Annotated in this window: 21 protein-coding genes; 7 read left to right on the forward strand and 14 right to left on the reverse strand. The window is 63.5% G+C overall.

Going from position 1 to position 19,400, the window contains the following annotated elements; genetic code table 11:
* Positions 1–114: 114 nt before the first annotated feature.
* Positions 115–840 (reverse strand): sirohydrochlorin chelatase, encoded by a 726-nt coding sequence (locus tag ACFOGH_RS09495; protein ID WP_380072829.1) that lies wholly within the window; start codon positions 838–840, stop codon positions 115–117.
* Between the two features lie 276 nt (positions 841–1,116).
* Between ACFOGH_RS09495 and ACFOGH_RS09500 the strand changes: the two genes are divergently transcribed.
* Together ACFOGH_RS09500 and ACFOGH_RS09505 are read left to right on the forward strand one after the other, a co-directional pair.
* A complete protein-coding gene (locus tag ACFOGH_RS09500) occupies positions 1,117–2,148 on the forward strand; it encodes a phosphotransferase (protein WP_380072830.1) in 1,032 nt (343 codons plus the stop codon).
* Entirely contained in the window at positions 2,145–3,464 is a 1,320-nt protein-coding gene (locus ACFOGH_RS09505; protein WP_380072831.1) for an aspartate aminotransferase family protein, read from the forward strand. The genes ACFOGH_RS09500 and ACFOGH_RS09505 overlap by 4 nt, the downstream gene beginning before the upstream one ends.
* 57 nt (positions 3,465–3,521) lie before the next feature.
* On the opposite strand, the gene ACFOGH_RS09510 is transcribed toward ACFOGH_RS09505, so the two are convergent.
* On the reverse strand, positions 3,522–4,388 hold the full coding sequence (locus tag ACFOGH_RS09510) for an endonuclease/exonuclease/phosphatase family protein (RefSeq protein WP_380072832.1): 867 nt from the start codon (positions 4,386–4,388) through the stop codon (positions 3,522–3,524).
* Positions 4,389–4,455: 67 nt separating this feature from the next.
* On the opposite strand from ACFOGH_RS09510, the gene ACFOGH_RS09515 reads away from it, so the two are divergent.
* Together ACFOGH_RS09515 and ACFOGH_RS09520 are read left to right on the forward strand one after the other, a co-directional pair.
* Positions 4,456–4,893, forward strand: coding sequence for a GNAT family N-acetyltransferase (locus ACFOGH_RS09515; protein ID WP_380072833.1), 438 nt, complete (start codon positions 4,456–4,458; stop codon positions 4,891–4,893).
* 3 nt (positions 4,894–4,896) lie between these two features.
* Complete coding sequence (locus ACFOGH_RS09520) at positions 4,897–5,373, forward strand: hypothetical protein (protein ID WP_380072834.1); 477 nt, start codon at positions 4,897–4,899, stop codon at positions 5,371–5,373.
* A gap of 103 nt (positions 5,374–5,476) precedes the next feature.
* On the opposite strand, the gene ACFOGH_RS09525 is transcribed toward ACFOGH_RS09520, so the two are convergent.
* The 3 genes from ACFOGH_RS09525 to puuE all read right to left on the reverse strand — a co-directional run bounded on the left by ACFOGH_RS09525 (position 5,477) and on the right by puuE (position 8,324).
* Positions 5,477–5,965 carry an ureidoglycolate lyase gene (locus ACFOGH_RS09525; RefSeq protein WP_380072835.1) on the reverse strand — a complete coding sequence of 163 codons (489 nt, stop codon included), beginning with the start codon at positions 5,963–5,965 and terminating at the stop codon, positions 5,477–5,479.
* 104 nt (positions 5,966–6,069) lie between these two features.
* Complete coding sequence (locus ACFOGH_RS09530; protein WP_380072836.1) at positions 6,070–6,912, reverse strand: bifunctional allantoicase/(S)-ureidoglycine aminohydrolase; 843 nt, start codon at positions 6,910–6,912, stop codon at positions 6,070–6,072.
* Positions 6,909–8,324: an allantoinase PuuE gene (gene puuE / locus ACFOGH_RS09535; RefSeq protein WP_380072837.1), complete on the reverse strand. Its 1,416-nt coding sequence runs from the start codon at positions 8,322–8,324 to the stop codon at positions 6,909–6,911. The genes ACFOGH_RS09530 and puuE overlap by 4 nt, the downstream gene beginning before the upstream one ends.
* A 135-nt stretch (positions 8,325–8,459) precedes the next feature.
* On the opposite strand from puuE, the gene uraH reads away from it, so the two are divergent.
* Both uraH and ACFOGH_RS09545 read left to right on the forward strand, forming a co-directional pair.
* Positions 8,460–8,816 (forward strand): hydroxyisourate hydrolase, encoded by a 357-nt coding sequence (uraH, locus tag ACFOGH_RS09540; protein WP_380072838.1) that lies wholly within the window; start codon positions 8,460–8,462, stop codon positions 8,814–8,816.
* A 7-nt stretch (positions 8,817–8,823) separates the two neighbouring features.
* On the forward strand, positions 8,824–9,429 hold the full coding sequence (locus ACFOGH_RS09545; RefSeq protein ID WP_380072839.1) for an exonuclease domain-containing protein: 606 nt from the start codon (positions 8,824–8,826) through the stop codon (positions 9,427–9,429).
* 127 nt (positions 9,430–9,556) lie between these two features.
* Here ACFOGH_RS09545 and ACFOGH_RS09550 read toward each other — a convergent pair whose 3' ends face one another.
* The 9 genes from ACFOGH_RS09550 to ACFOGH_RS09590 all read right to left on the reverse strand — a co-directional run bounded on the left by ACFOGH_RS09550 (position 9,557) and on the right by ACFOGH_RS09590 (position 18,056).
* Entirely contained in the window at positions 9,557–10,468 is a 912-nt protein-coding gene (locus ACFOGH_RS09550; protein WP_380072840.1) for an ABC transporter permease, read from the reverse strand.
* Positions 10,465–11,535 (reverse strand): ABC transporter permease, encoded by a 1,071-nt coding sequence (locus ACFOGH_RS09555; RefSeq protein ID WP_380072841.1) that lies wholly within the window; start codon positions 11,533–11,535, stop codon positions 10,465–10,467. Before ACFOGH_RS09555 ends, ACFOGH_RS09550 begins: the two co-directional genes overlap by 4 nt.
* The gene (locus ACFOGH_RS09560) at positions 11,532–13,022 is read right to left on the reverse strand and encodes an ABC transporter ATP-binding protein (RefSeq protein WP_380072842.1); all 1,491 of its coding nucleotides are present in this window, start codon (positions 13,020–13,022) and stop codon (positions 11,532–11,534) included. The genes ACFOGH_RS09555 and ACFOGH_RS09560 overlap by 4 nt, the downstream gene beginning before the upstream one ends.
* Positions 13,023–13,026: 4 nt before the next feature.
* Positions 13,027–14,118, reverse strand: a complete 1,092-nt coding sequence (locus ACFOGH_RS09565; RefSeq protein WP_380072843.1) for a BMP family ABC transporter substrate-binding protein — start codon at positions 14,116–14,118, stop codon at positions 13,027–13,029.
* A gap of 16 nt (positions 14,119–14,134) precedes the next feature.
* Positions 14,135–15,493, reverse strand: a complete 1,359-nt coding sequence (locus tag ACFOGH_RS09570; protein WP_380072844.1) for an amidohydrolase — start codon at positions 15,491–15,493, stop codon at positions 14,135–14,137.
* Positions 15,490–16,146, reverse strand: a complete 657-nt coding sequence (locus ACFOGH_RS09575) for a glutathione S-transferase family protein (RefSeq protein WP_380072845.1) — start codon at positions 16,144–16,146, stop codon at positions 15,490–15,492. The genes ACFOGH_RS09570 and ACFOGH_RS09575 overlap by 4 nt, the downstream gene beginning before the upstream one ends.
* Positions 16,143–16,985 carry an aromatic ring-hydroxylating dioxygenase subunit alpha gene (locus tag ACFOGH_RS09580; protein ID WP_380072846.1) on the reverse strand — a complete coding sequence of 281 codons (843 nt, stop codon included), beginning with the start codon at positions 16,983–16,985 and terminating at the stop codon, positions 16,143–16,145. Before ACFOGH_RS09580 ends, ACFOGH_RS09575 begins: the two co-directional genes overlap by 4 nt.
* A complete protein-coding gene (locus ACFOGH_RS09585) occupies positions 16,982–17,590 on the reverse strand; it encodes a Rieske 2Fe-2S domain-containing protein (RefSeq protein WP_380072847.1) in 609 nt (202 codons plus the stop codon). The genes ACFOGH_RS09580 and ACFOGH_RS09585 overlap by 4 nt, the downstream gene beginning before the upstream one ends.
* Positions 17,591–17,720: 130 nt before the next feature.
* Complete coding sequence (locus ACFOGH_RS09590) at positions 17,721–18,056, reverse strand: acylphosphatase (RefSeq protein ID WP_380072848.1); 336 nt, start codon at positions 18,054–18,056, stop codon at positions 17,721–17,723.
* Positions 18,057–18,146: 90 nt separating this feature from the next.
* On the opposite strand from ACFOGH_RS09590, the gene ACFOGH_RS09595 reads away from it, so the two are divergent.
* Positions 18,147–19,211, forward strand: coding sequence for an AbrB family transcriptional regulator (locus ACFOGH_RS09595; protein ID WP_380072849.1), 1,065 nt, complete (start codon positions 18,147–18,149; stop codon positions 19,209–19,211).
* The last annotated feature ends 189 nt before the right edge of the window (positions 19,212–19,400 follow it).

The following is a 19,400-nucleotide window of genomic DNA, read 5'->3' on the forward strand; positions in this document are numbered from 1 at the left end:
GGTCAGAAGCCTCCGGCGGGAGTATTTAAGCCAAGATGAAGTTGACGGACTTGGTCATCCTCTCTGCTTAAATATCCCCGCCGGAGGCTTCTTTGATCTGGGCAGGGCACCACCCTAGCCGCGTTTATAGCGGCAGTCCTGCGTGCAAACCGGGGTCGGATTGCGGATCGCTGCCGCGATCATCGCAGGGATTTCCCGGTGCAGGCCGAGGGCGGGCAGCAGCGTGCCTTTGAAGCCCGATTTACCAAGGGCCGCGGGAATGTCGGTGGTGACATGGCCGCCGCTGGCGGCGAAATAGGGCAGGCAGACGGCATCGGGGCCAAGCGCGGGCAGATCGGCAAGCTGTGGGGTCTGGTCGATGAAGGCGGGGATCACCTCGCATCCCAAGGCGGTGCTGATTTTCGTGGCAAGGTGCTGGGCGATGTCGGAAGGCGCGCTGCTTTTGAACGAACCATGTGCCGCCAGAACCACCGGGCCGGGGTGGGTTTGGCGGGTCTTGGCGAGGATTTGCACGGCGAGGTCGTGCAGGGTCGGCAGGCAACCAAGTGGTTCAAGCACCTGCCATCCTTGCGCCCCGGCGGCGGTCAGGCGGGCGGGAAGATGGGTGCGCGTGAACCAGCCTCCGGCCATGAACAGCGGGAACAGCAGGCCATTCTGCCCAAGGCGGGCGATGGCATGGCCCAAGGCTTCGGGTTCGGCGAGGGTGGCCGCAGCAACGGCTTGGCCGGGCAGCAGGCTTGCCACCTGAGCGGCCATACGGGAGAGGTCCGCCGCCGCGGGGGCCGGGTCTGAGGGCTGGCCGTGGGCGACGATCAGAACAGGCGGCAGACTGGCAGGCATGGCGGCTCCTTGGGTTGGCACAAGGATAGTGCAAGCGGGGGGCGGGGCAAGGGCGGGGTTTCGGCTGTGTGGTGTGGCATGGGGCATCGCCTTGGGTCGATAGCCGGGGCGGGGCAATGAATTCAATCGCTTGGCCCGGCGTCCTGCCGGAATTGTTCAGATTTACCCGCCCCGCTTCCCCGGTTCGCCCACCCTGCCCCGCCCGCGTTCGCATCCTCGATTTCAAGCCGGAAAAATCCGGTGCAGCGCTTGACACTAGCGCCTTGGAAAGGCCTGATGCGCGCAATCAAGATCGGACCTGCCATGACGGATGCCCCCTTGGGCGAGGTGTTATCCTCGGCCCCGCCCACCCTGAGCGACGATGCGGCGCTCCAACTTGCGCAGCGGCATTTCGGGCTGACCGGCACGCTGAAACGCCTGACGTCTGAGCGTGATCTGAACATGCGGATCAGCACGCCGGGGCAGACTTACGTGCTGAAACTCGCCAACCCCGCCGAAGCCGCCGAGGTGACGGATTTTCAGACCAAGGCGCTGCTGCATCTGCAAGGCTCAAACCTGCCAGTGCCGCAGGTGATCCGCACCACCAGCGGCGCGACCGAGGTGGTGACGCCGCACGGCATCTTGCGGCTGCTGACCTATCTGGAGGGCACCCCGCAGCATCTGACCGCATCGACCCCGGCGCAGGCGCGCGCGATGGCCGTGATGGCGGCGCGGTTGACCAAGGGGCTGGCGGGGTTTGCCCATCCGGCGGCGGATTATGTGCTGCAATGGGATATCAAGCAGGCGAGTGCGCTGCGCCCGATGTTACCAGCTGTGCCCGAAGACATGCAGGCGCTGGCGCAAGCGGCGCTGGCGCGGTTTGAGGCGCTGGCACCCGCGTTGCCCAGCCTGCGCTGGCAGGTGGTGCATAACGATCTGAACCCGCATAACGTGCTGGTCTCACCGGATGATCCTGACGCGATCGCCGGAGTGCTGGATTTCGGCGATATGGTGCGCACGCCCTTGATTTGCGATGCGGCGATTGCGGCGTCTTATTGTGTGGACCCTGCCCGCGCGCTCGACAGCGTGCTGAATTTCGCCCGCGCCTATCATGCGGTGCTGCCGCTGACGCCAGCCGAGGCGCGGCTGTTTCCCGATCTGGTGGCGACGCGGATGCTGACGACGCTGACCATCGCCTCGGCCCGCGCCAAGGCTTATCCTGACAATGCCACCTATATCCTGCGCAACGTCGCCACCGCCCGCGCGGGGCTTGCGGCGCTGGCCGCCGTGCCGCGCGGCGACATGCTTAACGCCTTGGAGGCCCTATGAAAAACGACGGAACCATGGTGAACGCCTATGTGCCCGGGCGCGGTTCACTCTCGCCCGAAGATCAGGCCTTGGTCGCGCGCCGCGCCCGCGCTTTGGGGCCTGCGTATCGGCTGTTCTATGAGACTCCGGTGCATCTGGTGCGCGGTGAGGGCGTTTGGCTCTATGACGGCGAAGGCAACGCCTACTTGGATACCTACAACAACGTGGCCTCGGTGGGCCATTGTCACCCGGCGGTGGTGGCGGCGACGGCGAAGCAGGCGGGGATCCTGTCAAGCCATACCCGCTATCTGCATGACACCGTGCTGGATTATGCCGAGCGGTTGCTGGCGACGTTTCCGGCGGAACTGAGCCATGTGATGTTCACCTGCACCGGGTCGGAAGCCAATGATCTGGCGTTTCGGATTGCCCGTGCCCACACTGGCGGGACAGGGTTTATCGTCACGGAAAACGCTTATCATGGCGTGACTTACGCGATTGCGGGCATGTCGCCCAGCCTGGGCGAAGGCGTGGCCTTGGGCGAGCATGTGCGCACCGTGAAGGCGCCCGATCCGCTGCGGATGCAGGGGGATCTGGGGGCTGCCTTTGCCGCCGAGGTGCAGGCGGCGATTGACGATATGTTGCGGCATGGCATCAAGCCTGCGGGCCTGATCGTCGATACGATTTTTTCCTCTGATGGCGTGTTCGAGGGGCCGGCGGGCTTTCTGGCACCTGCGGTGGCGGCGATCCGGGCGGCGGGTGGCGTGTTCATCGCCGATGAGGTGCAGCCGGGATTTGGCCGCTGTGGCGATACGATGTGGGGCTTTCAGCGGCACGGGTTGGTGCCCGATCTGGTGAGCCTCGGCAAGCCGATGGGCAATGGCTATCCGGTGGCGGGGCTGGTGATGCGGCCAGAGGTGATTGCGGCATTCGGAGCAAAGGCGCGCTATTTCAACACCTTCGGCGGCAATGCGGTGGCGGCGGCCACGGCGATGGCGGTGCTGGAGGTGATTGAGAGCGAAGGCTTGCAGGAAAATGCCCGCGTGGTAGGCGGGTATTTTGCCGATGGGCTGCGGGCGCTGGCGGCGCGGTTCGATTGTCTTGGGCCGCTGCGCGCGGCGGGGCTGTTTCTGGGGCAAGAGATTGTCGCGGGCGGGCCGCTGGATGCCGATGCCGCGATTTGCGCGCGGATCGTGAACGGGTTGCGTGAAGCGCGGGTGCTGATCTCGGCCACCGGGCCACGCTCAAACGTGCTAAAGATCCGCCCACCCTTGGTGTTTTCCAAGGGCAATGTTGATCATTTCATGGCGGCGTTTGAGGGGGTTTTGGCGCGGATGTAGGGTGCGTGCTTGCACGCACCTTTTGGGGAACCGGGGCGGTGCGTGCAAGCACGCACCCTACATCTCTACCCACAACGGATGATGGTCCGAGGCGGTCTCGGTGTTATCCGTCCAGGCCCGGCGCAGATGTGGGGCAAGATCGCCGGTGACAAAGCAATGGTCCAACTGGCGCAGGCGTTGCACTCCGGCGATGATTTTCTCATGCGTGTGCAAGGTCTGGCCCAGATGCGCCACCGCGTTGACAAACCCGCCCGCATAAACCGCGCCGGGGTGGTAGGGGCTGGCTCCGGTGATGCGAATATGTTCGGCACTGCCGGGTTCGCTGTTGAAATCCCCCATCCAGATCGCGGTTTGCGGCGCGGGCGGTTCGGGCTGCGACTCTGTCCAGTTGCGGGCAGGCTCGTCATCGCGGCCAGACCACGGGCCACCTGTCTGCGGCACCTCGGCGTGCAGGCGCAGCAGATGGTCGATCTGGGTCAAGCGCTCTTCCACCCCGACATGGGCGAGGTGCAATGAAAACACCCGGACCGGACCGAGCGGAGTAACAATCAGCGCCTCAAGCGCCGGGTTCTGGGTGTTCAGCGGCGTGATCATCCGGCGCATCGGCAGCAGATGCAGGCGGGTCCACAGGATCGGCCAGCGCGACAGGATCATGGTGCCGAACTGACGGCGGCGGTTGATCACGCGGGCACCGTCGGTGGTGGAGGCGTCCATGTCAAAGGCGGGACCGTAGGCGGTGTAGTAGTGCGGCAGCATCGCTTCCAGCATGGCGGGCTGGTCGTCATGCCCGGTGCGCGACCAATGGCGTTCCACCTCTTGCAGCGCAATGATATCGGCGCCGTCGATCACGCGGGCGGCGCGGGTCAGATCGTAGTGGCCATCGGTGCCAAAGCCGTATTGGATGTTATAGCTGAGCAATTTCATGGCCAAAGGCTAGCGGTGTGACAGCGCCTTGGCTAGGCTGCGGGCGACATGGCAAGGGAGAAACACGATGATTGTGCGGGCAATCGCGGCAACCGATCGGGCCGCATGGGCACAACTCTATGCGGGCTATGCGGCGTTTTATGGCGTGGCGCAGACCGAGGAAATGCGCGCAACTGTCTGGGGTTGGCTGATGGATACGAACCACGGCACCGAGGGGTTGGTGGCCGAGCTGGAAGGCGTGGTGGTGGGCATCACGCACTACCGCGCCTTCGCGCGGCCCCTGTCGGCAAGTGTTGGCGGGTTTCTCGATGATCTGTTCGTCGGGCCGGAAGCGCGCGGATCGGGCGCGGCAGAAGCGTTGATCGCAGGCGTAGCCGATGTGGGCCGCGGGCGGGGCTGGACGCTGATCCGCTGGATCACCGCCGACGACAACTACCGCGCGCGCGGGCTGTATGACCGGGTGGCCGACAAGACGAAATGGGTGACATATGACATCAAGCTGTAAGCGATGAGGGGGCAGAAAGAGCCTTTATATCGCCGCGTCAACACGCGCACGCATGGCGTGCGGCATGGTGCGCAAGGCGGTGAGGCGCGGTGGGATCGCAACACCAAAGCGGCCAAAGCCAGCGAGGCCACGCGTGGCTCGATGCATCCGGGGCATCGGCATGGGCTGGATTACACGCCGCTCTATCGGTTCTTGATCTCGAAGGTCGGGCAAGATTGGGATGCCGTCTATTCCGAAGCCGTGGCGCGGTTGGATCGACCCGAGCCGATCTTTCACATGGTGGCGCTGCACGAGCAAGACGAACAGGATTATGTCCGCCTTGGCGAGAGCAGCTATTGGAGCGGGTTGCGGGTGAACGGCTTGAATGTGCTGGAGAAAGTAGCCCCGGATTTGAGCGTTGACGATATGGTGCCGTTTTGCGCCTGCTGCACCCACACGTTCAACGGGGAGCGGTTCACGCGGCGGTTTGAGGGGGACTAGGCGGCGCGCTGTTATCTGCTGAACTGGCATGAGGCCCCGGATCACGTCCGGGGCGGCGGGGAACAGGAGGCTGGCCTGTGCGTGGTGCGCGCAAGCAGGCACGCTACGCGGGCGTGACTGTCCAGGGTTGCAGATAGCGGTGTTCCTCAAGGTTGGCTGATGGGCCGATACGGTCCACCACGGCGAACAGGCCGGGGGCCTGCAGTGGGGTCAGAACGCCGTGCCAGATACCGCGGTGCAGGTTGATCGCTTGCGCGCCATTGGTCAGGAAGGCGCGGGGGGTATCTTGCGGGCCGCGGGCGACGATCACCAGAAACGGATGCTGGCTCATCGGGATAAAGGCCTGGCTGCCTTCTGGGTGCCGCTCGATCAGATCGAATGTGTAGGGCAAGGCGCGCGGGATGGCGTTGAAGATCGACAGGCCCGCGCGGTTGTCTGGGCTGACTTCAGGTGCAAAATCGAGGCGGGCGCGGTCGTGGTGGCGTTGGCACATGCCTTCGTTGATCAGGCGGAAATCGCCTGTGGCGTCCAGCACATCGCCGAACGGGGCGAAGGCTGTGGCAGTAAGGGGTTCGGGGTGGATTTCTGGCATGATGCGCCCTTGGGTTGCGGGCGGAACGAGGGGTTTCACACCCCTCGCGCTCCCCGTGGAGTATTTTCGCCAAGATGAAGCAATTTTAGATAAGGTTTAGGCAGTTAACGGCTGGGGCGATAGCCGCCTGGGCCGCGCAGATTGGCGTGACGGTTCACATCCTTATACAGCAGATAGCGGAAGCGACCCGGACCGGCGGCATAGCAGGCTTGCGGGCAATAGGCGCGCAGCCACATAAAATCACCAGCCTCGACCTCGACCCAATCTTGGTTCAGTTTGTAAACCGCTTTGCCTTCGAGCACATACAACCCATGCTCCATCACATGGGTTTCCTCAAACGGGATCACACCGCCGGGTTGGAAGGTGACGATATTGACATGCGCATCATAGCGCACGTCAGTCGGATCGACAAAGCGCGTGGTGCCCCAGACGCCATTTGTGTCGGGCATCATGCTGAGCGCCACATCCTTTTCGTTGATCACAAAGGCGGGTGGGACGGCCACGCCGGGCGCGGGTTCGTAAAGTTTGCGAATCCAGTGGAAGCGGGCGGGCTGGGTGCCCTCGGCCAGAAGCTGCCATTTTGCACCCGGTGGGATGAAGGCATAGCCGCCTGCATCCATCTCATACCCAGTGCCGTCGATGGTCAGGGTGATCAAGCCGCCGGTGACGAACAGGAAATGCTCGGCCCCGGTCTCGGCATCGGGGGTGTCAGAGCCACCGCCCGGCTGCACCTCCATCACATATTGGCTGAAGGTTTCCGAGAATCCCGACATCGGTCGCGCGATCAGCCAGAGTTTGGTGCCGCGCCAGCCGGGCAAATAGCTGGTCAGGATATCGGAGAAGCAGCCCTTGGGGATGAAGGCATAGGCCTCGGTGAACACCGCGCGGCCGGTCATCAGGCTGGTCTGGGCGGGCAGGCCACCGGGAGGCGTGTAATATTGGCTCATGGCAGGATGTCCTTCAGGCGCAGTTCGGCGATGCGTTCAACCTGTTTGCAGGCGTTCTGAAACTCGGCGTCGGTGTCGTGGGCGATGCGGGTCTGGAAGGCCTGCAGGATTTGCGCCTTGCTGTGGTCGCGCACGGCGATGATGAAGGGAAAGCCGTGCTTTGCGGTATAGTCCGCGTTCAGGCTTTGGAACCGGGCGCGCTCGGCATCGGTGAGGGCATCCAGCGCAGCAGAGGCCTGTTCGGCGGTGGAGGCTTCGGTCAATTGCTTGGCGGCGGCGAGTTTGCCGGCAAGATCAGGGTGCGCCTGCAACACGCCCAGCCGTTCGGCGCGGCTGGCCGATCGGAACATGCGGGCCAGTGCGTTGTGCAGGCCAACGGCAGAGTCATGCGCGGGGCCGAGTTCCAGATCAAAGGCGCGCTCGGCAATCCACGGCGAATGTTCGAAAATGGAACCATAGGCCGCCACAAAGCTTTCGCGCGTCATCTGCGAAGGCCGTGCGAAGCGCTTGTGCGGATGGGTTTTCGCCCAATGCTCGGCGATCTCGATGCGGCGGGGGAACCACACGTCTTTGTGGGATTTTGCATAGTCGAGGAAACGCTGCAGACCCGCGATTTTCCCCGGACGCCCGATCAGGCGGCAGTGCAGACCGATGGAAAACATCTTGGCGCGGCCCGCTTCGCCCTCGGCATACAGCACATCGAAGCTGTCTTTCAGGTATTGGAAAAACTGCTGGCCTTCGATGTAACCGGGCGCCGTGGCAAAGCGCATATCGTTGGCTTCCAGCGTGTAGGGGATCACCAGTTGATCGCGTGGGCCTACCTCGCGCCAATAGGGCAGATCATCGTCGTAAGTGTCTGAAATCCAGTCGAATTGCCCGGTCTCGGCGGTCAGATCCACGGTGTTGATCGAACAGCGCCCGGTATACCAGCCGCGCGGCGGCTCACCCACCACTTCGGTGTGCAGGCGGATCGATTCGGCGATCTGGCGGCGTTCTTCCTCGATGGGCATATCGCGGTGATCGACCCATTTCAGCCCGTGGCTGGCGATCTCCCACCCCGCCGCTTTCATCGCGGCGACCTGTTCGGGGTTGCGCGCCAAGGCGGTGGACACGCCGTAAATCGTCACCGGAATATCCATGCCGGTGAACAGCAGGTGCAGCCGCCAGAACCCCGCCCGCGCGCCGTAATCGTAGATCGATTCCATGTTCCAATGGCGCTGACCCGGCCAAGGTGCGGCCCCGGCGATATCCGACAGAAACGCCTCGCACTGGCCATCGCCGTGCAGGATGTTGTTCTCGCCGCCCTCTTCGTAGTTCAGCACGATGGACACCGCAATCTTGGCACCACCGGGCCAAGCAGCATCGGGGGCATTCGGGCCGTAGCCACGGAAATCGCGCGGGTAGCGGGGCATCGGAGTCTCCTTACTTCGGCAAAACTATATCGAATATCCGAAAGGGTTTATCAAATAATCCCGAAAGGAGTTTTGCGGCTTGGCAGGGGCTGCGGCAAGGGGCAAGTTTGGCTAGAGTGGCGGAAAATGAGGGCGATGATGGGCAAGTTGACAACGCATGTGCTGGACACCGCGCGGGGAAAGCCGGCGCATGGCGTGAAGATCATGCTGTACCGGGTCAGCGGCAACAGCCACAAGAAAATCGCCGAGACTGTGACCAATGCCGATGGCCGCACCGATGCGCCGATGCTGGAAGGCAAAGCGCTGACGGCAGGCAGTTATGAGCTGGTGTTTTGCGCGGGCGCCTATTTGCGCAGCAGCGGGCAAGCTGCGGGCGAGGTGCTGTTTCTCGATGAAATCCCGATCCGCTTTGGCGTGCCCGACGCGAATGCGCATTATCATGTGCCGCTCTTGATCTCACCCTTCGCCTATTCGACCTATCGCGGCAGTTGACCCGCAAATGCTGCCCGCTGGCCTTAGTCCGCCCTATCGCTTCATCGCCTTCGATGTCGAAACCGCCAACCGCAACCCGCATAGCATTTGCCAGATGGGCTTTGCCTGTGTCGATGATTGGGGGCAGATCGAGAATTTCAGCCTGCTGGTGAACCCTGCCGAGGCGTTCTCGGCCTTCAACACGCACCTGCATGGCATTGACGCCGCCATGGTGCGCCATGCGCCGCTGTTTCCCGAGGTGATCGCAGCCCTTGCCCCCCTGATGGCGCAGCAGCCCGTGGTGCAACACTCACGCTTTGACGAACGCGCGGTGGCGGCGGCTTGCGGCTGGCACGGGCTGGACGTGCCCGCGCTGCATTGGGTCGACAGCGTCACCATCGCCCGCCGCGCCTGGCCCGAGTTCAAGGGCAACGGTGGCCACGGCCTTGGCCATCTGAAACAGGCGCTGTCCCTGCAGTTTCACCACCACGACGCCGGAGAAGATGCCCGCGCCGCAGCCCAAGTGGTGCTGCACGCCGAAATCAAAACCGGGCGCAGCTTTGTCGAAATCCTCGCCCGACAAGCGGCGAAATTCCCGCGCGCGGCCAACCCGCACTACGAGCCCTTTGAATAAGCAACGCACTTCATCTTGGCAAAAATACTCTCAGGGTCCGGGGGCGAGCCCCCGGCGCGTGCCGCAAAACCTCCAACGCAGGATTGGCACCAGACGGGGGCGCGGGGGTTGGCAAACCCCCGCCGTGTCAGCCCTCAAACGGCTGGCCCAAAGAGGCGATGGTGTTCAACCGCATCCGCCTGCGGTTCGATGAAATAACCGCCAGCATCAGGATCGTCACGATATAGGGCACACAGGCCAAAAGCTGCGAGGGGATGTTGACGCCTGCGGCTTGGGTGGTCAGCTCTCCCAGTGACAGCGCGCCGAACAGCAGCGCACCGAACACCACCCGGCCGGTCATCCATGTGCCAAACACCACCAGCGCCAGTGCAATCCAGCCGCGCCCGGCAATCATGCCATCGGCCCAAAGCGGCGTGTAAACGGTCGAGGCATAGGCCCCAGCAATCCCCGCCAACGCACCGCCAAAGGCAATCGCGCCGCAACGCACCCGCAGCACTGGAAAGCCTATGGCCCGCGCCGCATGCGGGTTTTCGCCCACCGCCCGGATGATCAGGCCAAGTTTCGAATGGTTCATCACCGCCCAGATCGCCAGCGCCAATGCCGCCGTGGCCCAGACCACCACATCCTGCACGAACAAAACGCCCACCACCGGCAGATCCGACAGCAACGGCAGCGCCAGTTTCGGCAAACCGTCAATCGTCAGGCTTTCGAAACTCTTGCCGAACAGCGACGACAGCCCGGTGCCCAGAATCCCAATCGCCAGCCCCGCCGCCACTTGGTTGGCAACAAAGCCCAGCACGATCAACGCAAACAGCAACGACAGCGCCGCGCCGCCGAAAGCCGCCACCACAAACCCCAAGGCATGACTGCCGTAGGTGTAAGTGGTGATGAACCCCAGCGCCGCCCCCAGCGCCATCATGCCTTCCAGCCCAAGGTTCAGCACGCCCGAGCGTTCCACCACCATCTCGCCCAGTGCCGCCAGCAGCATCGGCGTCGCGGCGGCCAGCATGCCCGCCAGAATGAAATCAACGGCGTTCATGGCGTCACCTTGCGGCTAAAGCTGATGCGGTGGCGAATGAACGTCAGGCCAGCAAGGTAAAAGCACAACAGCAAGCCCTGGAACACCCAGACGGCGGCCACCGGCAAATCCGCCGACACCATCGCATTATCGCCGCCGATATAAATCACCGACATCACAAAGGCCGAGATCACAATGCCCAGTGGGTTCAACCCGCCCAAATAGGCCACGATGATCGCCGAATAGCCGTAACCCAGCGAGACCGAGCGTTGCAACTGCCCCAGCGGCCCTGCCACTTCCGCAGCCCCCGCCAGCCCCGCCGCCAAACCGCCCAAAAGCAGGCTCATCCAGATCGCCCTGCCCTCACTGAACCCGGCATAGGCTGCCGCGCGCGGGGCAAGCCCGCCGACCAGCAGTTGAAACCCGGCAAAGCGATGGCGCATCAGCACATAGGCCAGAACACTCGCCACCAGCGCAAACAACAGCGAGATATTCACCCGCGTTCCCGGCAGCAAGATCGGCAGCAAGGCCGCATCCGGGAACATCACGCTTTGCGGAAAATTGAAGCCATGCGGGTCTTTCCAGGGCCCAAGCAGCAGATAGTTCAGCAGTTGCGCCGCGATCAGCGTCAGCATCAGCGTCACCAGAATCTCATTGGCGTTGAAGCGGGTGCGGAACAGCGCGGCAATCGCGGCCCAAGCCATCCCCGCCGCGGCCCCCATCACCAGCATGGCGGGCAGCATCCACGCACTTTCCCCCATCGGATACCACACCGGCATCGCCGAGGCCGCGATAGCCCCGATAATCAACTGCCCCTCGGCCCCGATGTTGAACACATTGGCGCGAAAACCGATGGCCAACCCCTGCGCGATCAGCAGCAGAGGCGCCATTTTCAGCAGCACTTCGGAAAAGTTATACCAGCTTAGAAACGGCTCCAGCAGCAGCGAATACAGCGCCTGCCCCGGTGCTTTGCCGAGCAGCGTGAACAGGATCACGCTGGCCACAATCGCACAGGCAAACGCCACCACCGGGGCCAGCAGCATGGCCCTGCGCGAGGCGTGATCGCGGCGGGTAAAGCTGATCTTCATGCCGCACTTCCGATCATATAAGCGCCCACGGCTTCGGCGTTGGTCTCGGCCACGGGCAGCGACGGCGACAGATGGCCCTTGTGCAGCACATGCAGGCGGTCACAAATCTGGAACAACTCCTCCAACTCCTCGGAAATCACCAGAATGGCAGCGCCCGCGTTGCGCATCGCGATCAGGCGCTGGCGAATTTCGGTGGCCGCCCCAATATCGACGCCCCAGGTCGGCTGCGAGACCAGCAGCAGCTTGGGGTCGAGCATCATCTCGCGCCCCATGATGAACTTTTGCAGATTGCCGCCCGACAGCGCCGCCGCCTCGGCCGCTGGCCCCGGCGTGCGCACGTCATAGCGGGCAATGATGGCGCCGGTAAAGGCGCGCTCGGGCGCACGGCGAATAAAGCCACGCGCCACCAGCCCCGCACGATGCGCGGTCAGCAAGGCATTGTCGGCCAAAGACATTTCCGGCACGGCGCCGCGCCCCAAGCGTTCTTCAGGCACAAAGGCAAAGCCCAGACGGCGGCGCGCAGCCACGCCAAGCCCGCCCACGCCGTGTCCCATCATGCGGATGCCGTCGCCCTGCGCCGTGATTTCGCCCGAGATCAGCGCCGCCAGTTCCTGCTGCCCATTGCCGGAAATCCCGGCGATGCCAACAATCTCACCGCTGCGCACCCGCAGGGAAACATCACGCAGCGAAACCCCAAACGGATCATCGTTGCGGTAACTTAACCCCGCGAGTTCCAGCCGCGCCTCGCCCGGTTCCTGCGCCGTGGCGGGCAAGGGCGGCGGCATGGCGCGGCCGATCATCAGCGTCGCCAGATCCTTGGCCGAATGGCCGCGCGGATCAACCCGCCCCGTCACCTGGCCTGCGCGCAGGATGGTGGCGGTGTCGCACAACTCTTTGATTTCTTCCAGTTTGTGACTGATGAACAAGATCGCCATGCCGCGCGCCTGCAACGCCCGCAAAGTGTCAAACAACTTCGCCACGCTTTGCGGCGGCAGCACCGAGGTTGGCTCGTCCAGAATAAGCAGTTCGGGATTCAACAGCAGACAGCGGATGATCTCTACCCGTTGCCGCTCGCCCACCGACAGCGCATGCACCATGGCGGCGGGGTCAACCTCCAGCCCGAACTCAGCGCCCAAATCCCGGATACGGCGGGCAAGATCGGCCTGTTTGCCCGGCACGATCAGCGCGATGTTTTGCACCACCGACAGCGTTTCAAACAGCGAGAAATGCTGAAACACCATGCCAATCCCCAAGGCCCGCGCCTCTGCCGGGCTGGCAAGGTTCACCGGCTGACCCTTCCACAGGATCGTGCCTGCATCCGGCGTCTCGACCCCGTAAATCAGCTTCATCAACGTCGATTTGCCCGCGCCATTCTCGCCCAGAATGGCATGGATAGAACCGGGATCCACCGCAAGGTCGATCCCGGCATTGGCCTGCACCGCGCCGTAACGCTTTGACACAGCTTGCAAAGATAACAGCGCGGCCATCTGCTTACTTCGGCAACGGCGTGGTCACGCCTTTGACATGCCAATCCATCGACAAGATCGCGTCATCGCCCAGCACCGTGCCTGCGGGCACAGCCTCGGCCCCGTCTTGGTTGGTCAGCGGCCCGGTGAACGGGCTGAAACTGCCGTCCAGTAGGGTGGCATGCACAGCCTCAATCTTCGCGGCGGTTTCGGCGCTGATATCGGGGTTCCAATCGGCCACGAACACGCATTTCTCGGCCATGCCCAGCCAAGCACTCGCCCCTTTGAACGTGCCCGCCAGATGTGCGGCCACGCTTTCCTTGAAATAGGGCGCCCAATCGGTGCCCACCACGCCCAGATATTTCTTCGGCGCATAGGTTTTCATCGACGAGTTCAGGTTGAACACATAGGCCCCCGCAGCCTCACACGCCGCCACCACCGAAGGCGTGTCCTGCGCGTTCGAGAACACCACATCGCAACCCTGCGCCAGCAGCGCCTTGGCGGCCTCTTGTTCCGACGCCGGATCGAACCACGAGTTCACCCAGACCACCGAAACCTCAATCGCCGGGTCCACCGCCTGCGCGCCCAAGGTAAAGGCGTTGATCGAGGTGATCAGTTCCGGGATCGCAAAGGCCCCGACGCAGCCCAGTTTCTTCGATTTCGACAGCGAGGCCGCAGCCATCCCCATCAGATAGGTGCCCTGATAATAGCGCGCGCCAAATGGCGAGAAGTTCGGGGCCACCTGATAGCCCGAGGCATGCAGGATCGACACTTCCGGATGCGCCTTGGCCAGCTTCAGCCCGCCGTTCATATAGCCGAACGAGCCGAGGATCAGGAAGGTGTTCCCGTCGGCCACAGTCTTGTTCATGATGCGGTCGGCATCGGGGCCTTCCGCGATGTTTTCCAGCAGCGTCACCTTGATCTTGTCACCATATTCGGCTTCCAAAGCCTTGGTGCCCAGCTCCAGCGTATGCGACCAGCCCACATCGGCAGCGGGCGAGGGCACGATAAGGGCGACGTTCAGCACTTCACCTTCGGCAAAAGCCGGGATCGGCAGGGCCAAGGCCGTGCTGGCAGCCAGCGAGGTTTTCAGGAAAGAGCGGCGGGTCTGGGTCATCAGGTTTCCTTTGCGGTCAAGACAGGATGCGGTGAAAGGATGCTTCGGCTTTCGTAAACAGATCGGCTTCGTCAAGGCCGGGGAACTGGCCATCGCGCCAGACAATGCGGCCGTTGATCATCGTCATATCCACCGGGCGACCGACGCCCACCTTGGGGATCAGGCTGGCCGGATCGTGGCGGGTGCCGACATATTCCAGCCGCCGGGTGTCGATGGCAAACAGGTCAGCCGCCATGCCAGGGGCAAGACGGCCAAGGTCACGGCGGCCCAGCAAATCAGCTCCACCCTGCGTGGCATAGCCCAGAAATGCGCTTGGCTCTGGCACCGGATGCTGCCGGGTTGATGCCACCAGACATTGCAGCATGTAACCGGAATGGATGGTGTGCATCAGGTTGGAATTGTCATTCGACGCCGCCCCATCGCAGCCCAGACCAATCCGCAAACCCAAAGCCTGCATCGCCGGAATATCGGTCACTTCGGCCCCGACCAGATAGACCGGTTCCGGGCAATGCGACACGCCGGTGTTGCTCGCGGCCATCTGCGCCAACTCCGCTTGGTTCAATTCCCAGCAATGCGCGTAGAACGTATCGGGGCCAGCAAAGCCGATCTCCTCCAGATACTGCACCGTCCTGCGTCCCGTCCGCGCCTCGATCACCGGGCTTTCGCCTTCGCCAACATGGGTGTGCAGAAACACGCCCTTGTCACGCGCCAACCGCACGGATTCAGTGAACGTGTCCTTATAGCAATTCACCGGCTGGCAGGGCGACACCACCACCTGCCGCATACTGAAGGGGCTCGCGTCGTGGTAGGCATCAATCAGCCGCGCGCAATCATTGATGAATTCATCCGTCGTCTCCAGCATCTCATCGGGGATGGTAGATCCTTCGGATTTCGGCAGCGTGTTACCGCCCCGGCCCGCATGAAAGCGGATGCCGAACAGATCGGCGGCCTCAAACTGCCGGTCCACGATGCGGCTGCCTGCATGGCGGGGGAAGTTATATTGATGATCAAACGCCGTGGTGCAGCCGTGTTTGATCAACTCGGCCAGCGCCACCACCGAGGCGTGGTAAAACTGATCCTCGGTCAGCCGCGAGAAGATCGGATAGATCAGGTCCAGCCATTCGATCACCGAAAGCTTGGTCCAATCCAGATCGGCGCGATTGCGCACAAAGCATTGAAAAAAATGGTGATGCGTGTTGACCAACCCCGGATAGACAAACCAGCCCGAGGCATCGATCACTTCCGCCCCCGGCGCGTGCAGGTTGGGGCCGATGGCGGCGATCTGCTTGCCCTCGATCAGCATATCCTGCCCCGCCAGCACCAGATCAGAGGCCGATGGCACAATCGCCGCGCAGTTTTTCAACAGGATGCTCACAGCAGTGTCTCCAGCGGTGGCACGGCTTCGGGCGCGGGTTTCAATTCGTGCAGGCGGTGGATGCCGGGCATTTCAATGAACCCCGGCAGCGCGCGGATGGCGCGCGACCACAGCCGGATCGACGGATAATCATCCAAGCCAACGCCGCCATCGGGGGCAAGCGCCACGTTGGGGAAACAGGCGATGTCGGCGATGGTAGGGGTGTCGCCGACCAGATAGGTGCGCCCCGCAAAGCGCGCCTCGGCCAGATGCGCGTCCAACTCGCGCAAGGCTTCCACACCTGCACGCCGGAACGTCGCAATATCGCCGGGATAAAGCAGCATGTCATGCAGCCGCGCCATGCCCAGACTGGCCCCAAGCCGCGCCGAAAACGCCAGCCATTGCTGAACCTGCGCCATCTCTGCCGCCCCCTGCCCCAGCCATTCGGGCCGTGCCAGATAGACCAGCATCGCCGTGCTTTCGGTCAGCACCAGATCGCCATCCACCAGCACCGGCAGCGTGCCCGCCGGGTTCAGGCTGCGAAACGCCGCACTGCGATGGGCGCGACCGGGGTGGAAATCCACCGCCTCGGTTTGCAGCTTGCGCCCCATCAGCGCTGCCATCAGCCGCACCTTGTAGCAACTGGCGCTCAGGACATAATCATACAGTTTCATGCCGCCACCATCTGCGCGCCATAGGTCAGCCCCTTGCGCTTCAGCCAGCGACGATAGGCGATCGAGGTCAGATCGGCCTGCGTCGGAATCTCCTTACCGGGGTCCAAAGGCAACAGCCGGGGGATCTGGTTTTCCAAGATCGAGCGGTCTTGCAGGAAGATCATCTGCTGAAACTGGATCAGATCGGCCTGCGGCGTGGTATCATCAAACAACGCCATCCACGGCCAAACCTCGCACAACTCTTCCGTCAAAGGTTGCACGAAAATCCCGATCACGTCCCATTCATCGGGGTTGTTCGGACAGGTCTTGTACAGCACCGCCGAGGTCGAGGCCGCCACCCGATACATGTATTCCGTCACAATCCCCCCCGCCGCCGATTTCGCGGCTTGCGGTTGGTAGAAATGCACCTTGGTCGCCCAAACCTCGTCGCTATCCTCGCGGATTTGCACCTCATATCGCCCGACTTCGGTGTGCGGCTCAGCACCCAAAACGTCGGTATGCACAAACGGGAAATGCGCGATATCGAGGAAATTTTCGACCGCCCGCAGCGGCGAGCATTTCACCCGCACCACGCCGCAATCGACCAGCCGCCGCCCCGGCTGTGCGGCCTCTGGCACCGGGAACAGATCATGCGCCGGGGTGCCGGGGCAGGCCCAGACATGGCCATATGCCAGCGTGACCGCCAGATCGCCGCCCGCACCGCGCACGATGATGCGGCCATCTTCCGAGAATACGTTGATGTCCTGCCCCAGCAGCATGGTCGCGCGCCCCGGCCACGGCCCGACCATCGCCGCCATTGCCACCGGATACCATTCGTTCAGCACTGCCTCCGCAATCATGCCAAAGCCTCCTCTTCCGCCAACCGCAGCACGCCGTCCAACCATCGGCTGACCGCCACACGCTGAGTTGCATCATGGCAAAGCGCGTGCAGGCCCAAACCCTCCGCCCGGTCTTGCAGCGCCAATACAGCCCCCATTGCAGGCACCCGCCACAGATCGCCCTCGACCACAGCCCCCGGCAACGCCTGCGCCAACGCCGCACGATCCGCGCGCAAAGTGACCGAGCGCACCGGGGTCAGCCCCGCCAGATCGGGCGCAGCAGCTTCAACGCCCGCAGGCGCGACCCAGATCACCCCGTCCGCCTCAACGCATTGATATGTCTCGGCCTTGATCGCCGCAGGCGGCACCATCGCCGGATGCGCAGGTATCTTGCGGCAGCCGCCGTCGCTGCCATAGACCCAACCGTGATAGATGCAGGAAAGCGTCTCACCGCGCACAAAGCCATGCGACAGCCGCATGCCGCGATGCGGGCAACGATCGCCCCAAGCCGCCAGCCGCCCCGAGGCCGAACGCCAGATCGCAAGCTCGGCCCCCCGCCAAGCCCCGGCCATCACAACACCCGGCGGCAAATCTTGCGACAGACCGTTGGCTATCCAGATCGACATCTTTTCCCCACATTCCAACGCTGATCTGTCATGCCAAGCTGCGTCAGCGGAAGGGCTATCGCAAAGCAGCCCAGCCCCCACCGCGGCAGATGCCCAAAAAATCAGCGCCCCTTCCGCATATGATCATATGTTAATCGGCAGTCGAAGCAAATTCGCTCACATTTTGCAAGGGCATCGCCGCGCGTTCGATATCGTCGACCCAAACCTCGCGCGGGCCAAGGCTACAGGCCAGCGCCATCGCATCCAGCAGGTCGGGCAGGCCGGTGACAACCATCTCCAACCGCTGCGCCTCATGGTGCAAAATAGCGCCGCGCAGGCCAAGGCGCGTGGCATGACGCGCGATCCAACGCGCAAAGACTGCAGCCCCGACATCCCCGCAGATCGCAAAGCGTTCGCTGTGCGCGGCTGCCGGATCAATCGGGGCTTCGGGCTGCATCAACGCTCCATCGTGGCGAGTGTTATCCATAACTGGCAGGCAAGGCGGGTGCTGTCCAGTGCATTGCCCTTCCCGATCCTGCGGCGTAGGAAGGCGCCATGCCTGCCCAAAGGACAGACCTTGTCACCGCAGCCCTCACCCCAAACCTCGCCCAACCGCGCATTGCGCTGGTGCGTTCTGGTGCTGCTGTCCATCCTGATCACCACCGGATTTGAGGCGCTGCACCTGCCCGCAGCCCTGTTGCTGGGGCCGATGGTGGCGGCGATCATCCTTGCGGTGCGCGGCTATGGCGTCAGCCTCCCCGCCCCCGCGATGACGGCGGCGCAAGGTTTGGTCGGGCTGATGGTGGCCTCGGTGCTGCCCCTGTCTCTGATGTCCGAGGTGATGGCCGATTGGCCCATCGTGATGGCAGGCACACTGTTCACCATCATCGCCTCATCGCTGCTGGGCTGGCTGTTGGCACGCTCGGGCGCGCTGCCCGGCACCACCGCCATCTGGGGATCATCGCCCGGAGCTGCTGCCGCGATGACCTTGCTGTCAGGCGCATATGGCGCGGATATGCGGCTGGTGGCCTTCATGCAATATATGCGGGTGGCCTGCGTGGCTGTGGTTGCCACTGTCGTTGCGCGCCTGTTAGGGGTGGCAGACAGCCCTGCGCCCGAGATCGTCTGGTTTCCCGCCATGCCCGCGCTTGGCGTCGCGCAAACCATCGCCTTGGCAGTGGTGCTTGCCTTCGCAGGCCAGCGCCTCCGCCTGCCCGGAGGCACGTTTCTGCTGCCGATATTCGCGGGCATGGCGCTGTCGCAAACCGGATGGTTGCCGCTTTACCTGCCGCCATGGCTGCTGGCGCTGACCTATGCCGCGATTGGCTGGGCCATCGGCCTGCGCTTTACCCGCGCCACGATCCGCGATGCGCGCCGCGCATTCCTGCGGGTGTTCGCCTCAACCCTCGTGCTGATCGCAGTCTGTGGCGGGGCGGCTTGGGCATTGGTGCGCTTTACCGGGATTGACCCCTTGACCGCCTATCTGGCCACCAGCCCCGGCGGCATGGATTCCATCGCCATCATCGCAGCCTCGACCCCGGTGGATGTGGCCTTTGTCATGGTGATGCACATGTCGCGGTTCTTGCTGGTGCTGCTGCTGGGCCCAATGCTGGCGCGCTGGCTGTCGCGCGGTCAGTTTTAGACCAGGGCGGCATCGGGCGGGACAAGGCGAGGCACTGCCTCGCCCCCGCCTGCGTGGAAACGCCTGCCTTGGACCGCCCATCACACAAGACCGGGTAGGTCAGCGCCCGCCCCGGCGGGTGGAACACCCGCCCTGCGGGGGGCGGGTGTTGACCGTGGCCTTTGGGCCACGCTCGGACAGGGTGAAAGG

Source organism: Cypionkella sinensis (assembly GCF_042646385.1).
GTDB lineage: Bacteria > Pseudomonadota > Alphaproteobacteria > Rhodobacterales > Rhodobacteraceae > Cypionkella > Cypionkella sinensis.